Below are 10,366 nucleotides of genomic sequence, written 5' to 3'. Positions count from 1 at the left end.
TTATAGATTTAATTTTAATTCTTTAGGTAGATTCTTACTCCATGGTAAAATATCATCAATTTGTAATTTGTTGATGTTGCTTAAGGCGTATTCTAAATACCTTTCTATACATAAGCCATTTGCTTTTGCTGTTTGAATTATTGAAAATAGTAGTCCAGAGGCTTGGGCACCATTTTCAGTTTTAGAGAATAAGAAATTCTTTCTTGCGATTACGAAAGGCTTTACAGATCTTTCTGCTATATTATTTGATATTTCTAAATATCCATATTCTCTATATGTGAATAATTCATCCCATGAATTCTTTGCATAATTAATGGCCTTTTCTAAAAGAGAACCTGGTTGAGCTTTAATATCACATATATCATCATGTAAGTAATCTACAAACTTTTGGTATTCATTTGTGTTTCTTTTTTCTTTAATTACAGAAATAGTATATTTCTAGAATGATTATATGATAATCACATAATTTTATGATTTCGCATATCTCAATCATGTTTTGACTACTAAAGGATTATGATATAATTTGATTGGGCAGGTGATAATTTTTATGAAATTAACACATCTTCATTTTCAAAATCATTATTTATTGAAAAATCTAGAATTAAACTTTAGCAATATAAAAACAAAGAAGCCATATTCTATAATAACATTTGTAGGAGAAAATGGTTGTGGTAAGACAACCATTTTAAATGAAATATTTAATTATAAGATATCTTCAACCATAATTGATAAAGAACTGACTAATGATGGATTTTTTAAGACTTTATATCTTAGACAAAATAGTTTATACAATGAATCAATGAACAGTATCAACAAATTGATTATTGGGAATTCTATATATGATAACACTAACTTTATGAACGAAGTTGTAGATTCCACCTTCTCAGAAAATTCCCGATGGGTAAATATGGAAACTTTATTGAATCAGATTTATAAATTTGGGGATACTCAGCTTATTACATTAATAAAATCTAATTGTCTAAATGACATATATTGTGGGGAACCAGTAGCGAAAACAATAAATAATACAAATCATCTTACTTTAATAGATAAGTATTCCTCTGGGCAACAAGAATTATTATTAAAACTAAAAGATATTGTATCTATAAGTCATAAATTAGATATTATTCTTATAGATGAGCCAGAACAATCATTACATCCTAGATGGCAAAAAGAAATCATGCCACTTCTGACTTCTTTATTGTTAAATAATCAAATGAATCCTCAAATATTTTTAGCTACACATTCAGAAAAAATATTAGAATCTCTATTAGAAAGAGATGATACTCTAATAATTCGCCTCTATAAGAGTTCAAATGAAATAATTTCAGAGGACATAACTAAAATGAATCTATCACTCCCTAATCCAACTATGGCAGAGTTAGATTATATTATATTTCATATTCCTTCTTTTGAATATCATAATCAATTATTTGATTATTTTGGAAGCATGATTGATAAAGAATGGATAATTGACATTGATTCAAAACTTGAGGAATGTATAAATGAAATTGATATATCTAATATTATAAAATATCAGAAAAATATGAAACATAAGACTACTACTTATAAAATGCTTCCTACATATATAAGAAATTATTATCACCATCCCTATAGCAATTATCCTGCCCCTTCATATGAAGAATTAGAGACTTCTATAAGTATATTAAGAAAAATAATCAATCACATAGCAAGAAAAGAATAAAACAAATATGAAAAAAATCCGCCTACAATGTTGTCTTACATTATAAGCGGATTAATTTGTAATCGCTAGATAGGAATCTTTAGAATAGTAACAAAACCAAAAATAGCAACTATATACACCTTAAAAAACTTCATCATATTTTTAGAATATACATAAAAACACACTTGCATATTTATTACTATACAAGTGTAAAAAAATTACACTTTGCATATTTACAAACGAAAAAATATATCGTATATTATAGGTGAGGGGTGGAATATATGTTAAAAAGAGTTAGATTTAAGAATTTTAAGTCTTTTGTAAATGAAACAATAATAGATTTAGATGCATCTAAATCTAATATATTATTGGATACAAATGTAGAAAATAATATTGTAAAAGGATGCTGTTTTTATGGCGCTAATGCTTCAGGTAAGACAAATGCGCTTAACGCAATTACCTTACTTTTGGATTTGTTTTTTAAAGATGTGCTAATTAATCCAACATGGAAGTCTATTTTTAATAATGAAAAAACTATGTATTTTGAATACACATTTGTGGAAGATAGTGAAGAAATAGTATATTATTTTGAGGTAAACAGGAACAATCAAATCTGTAAAGAAACCCTAGCTATAAATAATAAGATAATGCTAAATCGATTATTAAATTCTGCAGAATCCTATTTAACTGAAAATAGAGATTACAGTTTAGATAGTGTGGATGAGAAAACTTTATTCCTTAAGAAAATCTATTTTAATACACGTTTTAGTGAATTTAAATCATTGAAGAAATGTTTTGAATATTTAAAGAACTCAATATATTATAATCCTATTAGAGAAATTGGCAAAATTGTTTATTTTGATCCTTCCAAAATAAAAGAAATTGATTTGTTAACCTATTTAAATGAAAATGGTACAGAAGAAATCAATTCATTCTTTGAAGAGTTTAATTTTCCATATAGAATAAAATATAAAAAGGAGAAAATTAATCCTTTCCTTTCTCCTTTTACTCAAATATCATTTGAAAGAGAAGAACTACCTGATGTTCCATTCTTTATGGAATCTTATGGTAATCAAGTTTTATTATCTATATTACCATCGTTATTAACTATCGTTAAAAGTGGTGGAATATTAGCTATAGATGAATTTAGCAGTGGATTACATAATAAATTAGAGTCGTTATTATTGAAGTATTTCTTTAAGCATTCGAAGAATGCTCAAATATTTTTTGTTTCTCATTCAACAAATCTATTAAAAACTAGTCTTCTTAGACCAGATCAAATATATTCTGTTGATTTTGATAAAGGCAGTATATTAAAGAAATTTCAAGATGAAAAGCCTAGAGAATCTCAAAATCTAGAGAAGATGTATTTAAGTGGAGTTTTCGGAGGAATTCCATTATATGGTACTGAACAAGAATAAAAGAATTGGTAATGTAATTTATATAGTTGAAGGGGTTAAAGATGAAATAGAATTATTATCAAATATTTTCACAAGAATATTTGATTACACAACAGTTTCATATGATAAAAGAAATAATTATATTCGTTTGAATAATGATAGAGATAAATATTCTAAAGTGTTTTTAATCCCTGCAGAGCATTCGGCAATTTCAAGATTTAATCCTGAAGAAGAATATTATGATTGTATATATAACAGATTATCTAAATATGGATTAGACGTTGAAAATTCAGCAATATATTATTTGTTTGATAGAGATAGATTAAGTAATAGACCAGGGAGCATTTTAAAGAATATTATGAAATATAAAAATTCTAGAGACAATGGAATAGAAATGAATGGTTTATTCTTATTAAGTTATCCTTCTATTGAAGCGTATTATTACTTATGTAATGAAGATGAGAGAAACTTTGCTTCAGGGAAAGAAGCGAAAGAGCATTTAAAAGATATTGATATGAATGTTGATGATATAAAATTAATGCGCGGAATAGAAGAATTATTGAAATATTTCTTAAAAGAACAAATTCATTTTAATTTAGATTATTTAGATGATTTTTCTATTACTAATGAAGAAGTTTTAAAAAATGAAGAATCCTTTTATAGTGAAAATAAATGCTATGAAACCGTATCTTTATTGTTTATTTCATTATTAGATTTAGGGATTATTGACTTAGACGATTAGAAATATTAAATAGAAACATCGATTTATTTCAATATTTTTTCTTTAATGAGGCTATTTTTTGTTAAATGTGCTTGTAAACAAGAAATTATTATGTTATTATATTTTTATAAAATATGTGATTTAATTACGGCAAAACTAGAGCGATCTAGTGACGCAAAGCTAAAGGGTCTTAATGAGACAGCCAGTTGCTTGGCTGTCTTTTTTGTTTTTTAGAATTCAGCTTGATTAAATCAACTATATAGTTATACTATATAAAGGTAAAATATAACCATTGAATCAAAGAGAAATTATTTGAGTTTTATGGATTGTGTGGTATAATTTTATTATAAGTATAAAAACGCTTACTGTATTTGGAGGTGGCTATAATGGAAGAAAACAAAATTGTAGAAGAAAACAAGGAACCACAAGATAAAAAAGCATTAGTGAAAAAGATATTAGTTATCGTTGGTAATGTAGTGTTTTATGCGGTAATTATAGTGCTATTTTTATTTTCACTAATGAATATTAATGCAGGTAATGGAACAGAAAATTTCCCTAATCTTTTTGGAAAAGGAATGCTAAGCGTTGAATCAGGTTCTATGGAAAGAAGTGAGACTGGTTATCATCCTACAGAATGGGAAACTTATTCTATTGGTGAAATCAAAAAAGGTGATCTTGTCTATGATGATGTATTTAATGGTGATTTGAATTCCTTAAAAATAGGTGATGTCATAACATTTTATGATTCTAACATTAATGCTTTAAATACTCATAGAATTGTTTTTATCAGTTTGGAAAATAATTTCGTTGTAACTCAGGGTGATTATATTATTACACAATCTACTACTGATTCATTATGTTATGATTCCACCGATACAGATAAGAAAAAGAATTATGAATTAACTTCAAATCCTAATTATGCACAAGTTGTTAAAAAAGGTAATATCAAAGGTGTTGTTACAGGTGTTAATCCTGGTGCTGGTTCAGTATTATCTAATATTCGTCAGAATTGGTTATTCTATTTTGTCATTCCAGTTGCTGTTATCTTATTATTAGAGATTGTATTTGTTATTAAGAATTTCTTAGATTTAAGAAATGAAAAGAATAAAGCATCCTTAGCAGATGATAAAGAAGCTATGCTAGCTGAACTTGAAGCAGAAAAAGAAAAGATGCGTCAAGAATTACTTGCTGAGTTAAGAGCACAACAAGCTGCATCTACACCTACTGTTCCAACTGAGGAAAAGGTTGAAGAACCTATAGTGGAAGAAGCACAAGAGGCCGAAGAAGTAGTTGAAGAACCTACTGAGGAAGCAACGGAAAATACTGAAGAAGAAAATAAAGAAGAATAAAATATACAAATAATAATTCACGATAGGAGAGTGAAGAAAGTATGAGTAATTTTGCACAATACTATGTCACATTTTTAGGTGACTTGTGGAACAACATTGTAGAATGGTTTCAAAACCATATCGCTATCATTGTTGAAGTATTCTATGGAGACTGGGCTGGTGCCGGTGGATATTTTCAAAAGCTAGGTGCTTCCATTGGTTCATGGAATGCTTTAGACTATATTGCGTTTATTTTGGTTTTAATCATTGACTTAGCATTTATGTTCTTATTGATTGTACTGTTGGTACAATTAGTTAGAAGGTATATTAAGTTTAATAAACGAGAAATTGATAAGGATTCCTTAATTGAAGATAAACCAAAAGGTTGTTGAGTTAATTGATGAAAAGAATAAGATTTTAGCTATGAGAGTTTCTCAGATTGGTGCTGGTACTCAGGGAGCTGTAGACTATGAAGGTTCTTCTTCTAAGAAGAAGGCTGAGAATGAGTCTAGATTCTCTAAGTTAATTAAGGCTGACCAAGAAGCTGCAGAAAATCCAAGAATTACAGTTATGAACCAATCCGATATGTTAGATTTATCTGATTTATGTGATCGTTTCATTAATTATTCTGCATCTCAATTAAAGCTATTCTATAAGAAGGAAATCATTGCACGTTGGTTTGCTGGTTTAGCTACATCTAAGGTATTAATTCTAGAAGGTATTTCTGGTACAGGTAAGACATCCTTACCTTATGCAATGGGTAAATTCTTCAATAATCCTACAGCTATTATTTCCGTTCAGCCATCTTGGCGTGACCGTTCAGAGTTATTAGGTTATCTAAACGAATTTACAAAGCGTTTCAACGAAACAGACTTCTTAAAGGCTGTTTATGCATCTAGCTATTCTGATACAATTAATCTAATTGTACTAGACGAGATGAACTTAGCCCGTATTGAGTATTATTTTGCTGAATTCCTATCCGTAATGGAAATGCCAGATCCATCGGAGTGGAAGATTGATATCGTTCCAGTATCTGATGTAACAGACCCTAAGAACTTAATCAATGGTAAGATTTTAATTCCACAGAACTTATGGTTCATTGGTACAGCAAACAAGGATGACTCTACATTCACAATTACAGATAAGGTATATGACCGTGCTGTTGCGATTGCTATTAATAAGAAGGCAGACTTTATTGATGCTCCTTATACAGATAATGTCAATATGACATTTGAATACTTAGATGATATGTTCAAGAGATATCAAAATGGCTTCTCCCTATCAGAAGTTGCTACTCAAGCATTTAATACTCTTGATGAATTCATCCAAGAGAAGTTCAAGATTGCTTTCGGTAACCGTATCATGAAGCAGATTAAATTATTCGTACCAGTATATATGGCCTGCGGATTTAGTGAATTTGATGGTTTGGATTACATGTTAACATTCAAGATTTTACGTAAGTTTGAAATGTTAAATTTAACTTTCTTAAAGAAAGAATTAGATGAATTAATTTTAATGCTTGACCGTTTATTCGGTAAGGATCAGTTCTTAGTTTCAAAAGAATTTATTGCCGACTTAAAGAAGATGGCATAATTATATTAAAAATTTTTATGGAGGAAGGTGCGTTTCATGGCTAAAAAGGATAAAAACTTTGAAAGTGCAGAGCTTGAAGCTTATTATACAAAAGCCTATCAGGCAATTGATAATGAAACACAAAATGACACCTATGGCTCCTACGTTTTAAATCGTGTAAAAGGTGGACAAAAGACTGTATTTAATAAAACACAATCGGAAATTCGTAATTTCGATATGTCCTTCTTGGATACTATTGAGTCTGTTTATCCAGCGATTACTAAAATTATGAGAGACCCTAAGAAGTCTTTACGTTATGAGACTGAGGTTGTTAATGTTGAAAAAGCAAGAAAAACAAACTCAGATACAGTAAAGCACTTATCCTCTCATACTCATCTAATTAAGGAAATTACTAAAGAAGGAGACGTAGTCCCTTCTAAGGTATTAAATACTTATGCAGAAGAGGAACTTGCAATTTATGAAAACCGCTTCATTAAGTCATTAGTAAAAAGATTGGAAATGTTTCTAGAAAGACGTTACGAAGTAATGAAGATTTCCCTAGAATCTTTTGAAACTGAAAGATTATCTGTTCAAAATGAATTCTTAATGTCCGGTCAAACAGTTACAGTTGGTATTGATGTTGCTATCAAAAACGACTTAACTACAAACGTAGAGACCACCAAAGAGCAATATAATAGACTACTTTACATTCGTGAGATGGTACAAGCATTAAAGGGTACTGACTTCATGAGAGCCTTAGCTAAGGCTCGTGATGTACATCCACCAATCATGAAGACCAATATCATTATGCATAACCCAGACTTTAAATTATGTTATGGCTTATGGCTATATCTAGATAGAGTTGATGGTATTGCTACAAACATTGATGTAAAAGAAAAATCTTATAAATATTCTGCAAGCTTCGACAAGGATATTAATGATATTATGACCCTTGCCTTAACTTCATTCATTAAGAATCGTCAAATTGATGGTATTTATTCATCTAGGAAGGTTGGTACTGTAAAAGCACCAAAGCCCATTGAGAATCAATCTATGGAGCTTGAAATGAATCTTGAAGCTGATAATAATAAGCTTGAAGATTATACAATGAACCAAGTTTTATTAGATCAAACTGTTAAATATTTTGAAGGTTCTATGCAAGGCTTACAACAAACAGGTTCTACTTATAATGAATCTGTAAGAGTTGTATATAGACAAATGCTTGATATGGTAGATCAGCTATATCCAAAAGCATTTGGTGTATCAGATGATGAATTTGATAGTGCAGATTTATATAAGCAACTAGAATATGCACGTCGTGAAATGATGGTTGCTAAGATTGTTAAACAAACAAAACAAATGGCATTAGCTAAAATGGGTCGTGAGGAAAAGCGTATCGAAAAGCTAATTGCTAAAATAGAAGAAAAAATCAAGAAGAAGGAAGCTAAGGATAGAGAAAGACTTGCTCGTGAAGAAGCTAGAATCGAAGCACAGCGTCAGGCTGCCCTTGAGCGTGAAAGAAGAAAAGAAGCTAAGCGTAAGGCTCTTGAAAAGGCTGCAGTTGAGAAGGCACAAGAGGTCGAGCGTAAGCTTAATGACCGCAAGAAGGCTATGGAAAAGGCCAATGCTTCTAAGATTGCCGATATGGCAAAAATGCATCCACTTCTTGAAAAGAAGCGTAATCACTTAAAGGATTTAAGAGAAAAGGAAAGAGGCAAGTGGGATAACCCTGATGATGTTATACCAGAAATTCCAGCTGAGGCAGCTATGCCAGTCAGAAGAAGAGATGATTATGATGATCTATCCGATGCTGAACTTGAGGCATTAATGGCTGAAAATGAAATGCTTGATGTTCCTGGAAACTTAAGTATGGATGAAGAAGTTGAAAAGCCTAAGAAGAAGGTTGTCAAGAAGGTAGTTAAGAAGGCACCAGAACCTGAGGCTAAGCCAGAAGAAAAGAAGAAGGCAAAGAAGGCTATTGAAGAGATTTCTGATGAGAACTTAGATGAGCTATCTGATGAAGAGCTTGATGCACTACTTGGCTTAAACTCTGGCTTCACAGACTTCAATGCGGCAGACGTTGCAGGTGATGATGACTTAGACTCTGATAAGCCTGTATTAACAAAGAAGGCTAAGGGCGCTCCATCTAAGAAGAAGGAAGAACCTAAAGAAGAGCCTAAGGATGATTTTGATTCCTTCTTGGATTCTATTCCTGAAAAGGAAGAATCTGATGAACCAGAACCTGAACTTTCAACAGATGCTTTAGAAGAAGCATTAGAAGATAATAAGGATACCTTAGATATAAAGGATGAAGATTCTTCTATTGATGATATTGTAAATGAATTACCTAATGAATATGAAGCATTCCCTGAAGAGGATATGGAAACAAAGGATTCTAAAGAATCAGATGACTTTGATTCTTTCTTAGATTCCATTCCTGAAAAAGATGAGAAAGAACCTGAAGTTTCTATGGATGCTCCTGTTGAAGCTGAAGTTGTGGTTGAAGAGCCAGAAGCAGTTGAGGAACCTGTTGAAGAGGCTCCTAAAGAAGCGCCAAAGGCTGAACCTAAGAAAGAGGCTAAGGCTTCCGATAGGGATGAATTTGCAGATATCGTTCATGATAAGAAGAATGATGGTCCTGTAGAAGACGATGATTTTGACAATATGTCGGATGAAGAGCTAGAAGCATTAATGGCTCAAAACGATATGCTATAGGATTCCTATGGAATTGTTTTCTAAAAAGGAAAAGAAAGAGAAAAAAGAACCTCTATTAAAAAAAATCATAGGATACGTAGTTAGCATGCTATGTATCCTATTATGTTTATATATAACCATAGAGGTCATTAATGCGAATACAAATAACCGACCTCCAAGAATCTTTGGACTTTCGGTATCCTATGTGCCAACTCCATCTATGGAACCAACCATTATGACTGGCTCATATATTATGTTTGTACAAGCAGATTTCGATAGTGTCAATGAAGGTGACATCATCGTATATTATAATGATACAGAAGCAAAATACATCGTCCATAGAATAATTGAAAAAAATGAAGAAACTAGAATTATTACAACTAAAGGTGATAATAATTCTATCGCTGATGATATCGAGGTTAAACCAGAAATGATATATGGAAAATATTTAACCACCTTAGGTTTTATGGCAATATTTTCAGGTGGTATTAACCAAAATTTAATATTCTTTATTCTAATTATTATTTTTGTTTTAATGCTAGGTATGCAAATTGCTAGTATGTTTATTAGTAAAAAGAAAGACGAAATTAAAGAAGATAAAGAAAAGAAAAAAGATCTTCTAAGAGAAGAAATGAAACGTCAGATTCTAGCAGAGGAATTAGCTAAATTAAAAGCAGAAAATGAGGCTTTATTGAACTCTCAAACTAAAGACGATAAAGAATTAGAAGAAGAGAAAGAAAATCAAGAATCAGCAAATTTTGAAGAATAATCAATTATGAATATGAGCAAGCTCAAGTATGGGCTTGCTTTTTTTATGGTTAAAGTATTCAATCATCGATTTTAGAAAAAAGAAATTAATTACATATAAAAATTAAGATAACAAATGTTATTTTTCTCAATTTTGCATTTTTTATGCAAAAACGATAAAAATATATTTGATTATGAGGAATATTTGTCTTATAATTGA

Annotated in this window: 9 protein-coding genes and 1 riboswitch; of the genes, 8 read left to right on the top strand and 1 reads right to left on the bottom strand. The window is 30.4% G+C overall.

The window, feature by feature from the left end:
- A complete protein-coding gene (locus tag EI71_RS10570; RefSeq protein WP_425453578.1) occupies positions 1-420 on the bottom strand; it encodes an IS66 family transposase in 420 nt (139 codons plus the stop codon).
- A 127-nt stretch (positions 421-547) separates the two neighbouring features.
- Between EI71_RS10570 and EI71_RS07505 the strand changes: the two genes are divergently transcribed.
- From EI71_RS07505 to EI71_RS07470, 8 genes are all read left to right on the top strand, one after another.
- Positions 548-1,705 carry an AAA family ATPase gene (locus EI71_RS07505; RefSeq protein ID WP_119016640.1) on the top strand — a complete coding sequence of 386 codons (1,158 nt, stop codon included), beginning with the start codon at positions 548-550 and terminating at the stop codon, positions 1,703-1,705.
- Positions 1,706-1,965: 260 nt separating this feature from the next.
- Complete coding sequence (locus EI71_RS07500; RefSeq protein WP_119016639.1) at positions 1,966-3,105, top strand: AAA family ATPase; 1,140 nt, start codon at positions 1,966-1,968, stop codon at positions 3,103-3,105.
- Positions 3,086-3,826, top strand: coding sequence for a hypothetical protein (locus EI71_RS07495; RefSeq protein ID WP_119016638.1), 741 nt, complete (start codon positions 3,086-3,088; stop codon positions 3,824-3,826). Before EI71_RS07500 ends, EI71_RS07495 begins: the two co-directional genes overlap by 20 nt.
- 118 nt (positions 3,827-3,944) lie before the next feature.
- Positions 3,945-4,019: riboswitch (cyclic di-GMP riboswitch) on the top strand.
- Between the two features lie 172 nt (positions 4,020-4,191).
- Positions 4,192-5,154 carry a S24/S26 family peptidase gene (locus EI71_RS07490; RefSeq protein ID WP_119016637.1) on the top strand — a complete coding sequence of 321 codons (963 nt, stop codon included), beginning with the start codon at positions 4,192-4,194 and terminating at the stop codon, positions 5,152-5,154.
- 41 nt (positions 5,155-5,195) lie between these two features.
- Positions 5,196-5,525, top strand: a complete 330-nt coding sequence (locus tag EI71_RS07485; RefSeq protein WP_162849870.1) for a hypothetical protein — start codon at positions 5,196-5,198, stop codon at positions 5,523-5,525.
- Positions 5,500-6,726, top strand: a complete 1,227-nt coding sequence (locus EI71_RS07480; RefSeq protein ID WP_119016635.1) for a hypothetical protein — start codon at positions 5,500-5,502, stop codon at positions 6,724-6,726. Before EI71_RS07485 ends, EI71_RS07480 begins: the two co-directional genes overlap by 26 nt.
- A 36-nt stretch (positions 6,727-6,762) precedes the next feature.
- Complete coding sequence (locus tag EI71_RS07475) at positions 6,763-9,420, top strand: DUF2357 domain-containing protein (RefSeq protein WP_119016634.1); 2,658 nt, start codon at positions 6,763-6,765, stop codon at positions 9,418-9,420.
- Between the two features lie 7 nt (positions 9,421-9,427).
- Positions 9,428-10,168 carry a signal peptidase I gene (locus EI71_RS07470; RefSeq protein WP_119016633.1) on the top strand — a complete coding sequence of 247 codons (741 nt, stop codon included), beginning with the start codon at positions 9,428-9,430 and terminating at the stop codon, positions 10,166-10,168.
- The last annotated feature ends 198 nt before the right edge of the window (positions 10,169-10,366 follow it).

This window comes from Anaeroplasma bactoclasticum (assembly GCF_003550015.1).
In the GTDB taxonomy this organism is placed as follows: domain Bacteria; phylum Bacillota_I; class Bacilli_A; order Acholeplasmatales; family Anaeroplasmataceae; genus Anaeroplasma; species Anaeroplasma bactoclasticum.
The sequence above is the reverse complement of the archived record's forward strand: the minus strand, read 5'-3'. Positions and strand labels throughout refer to the sequence as shown.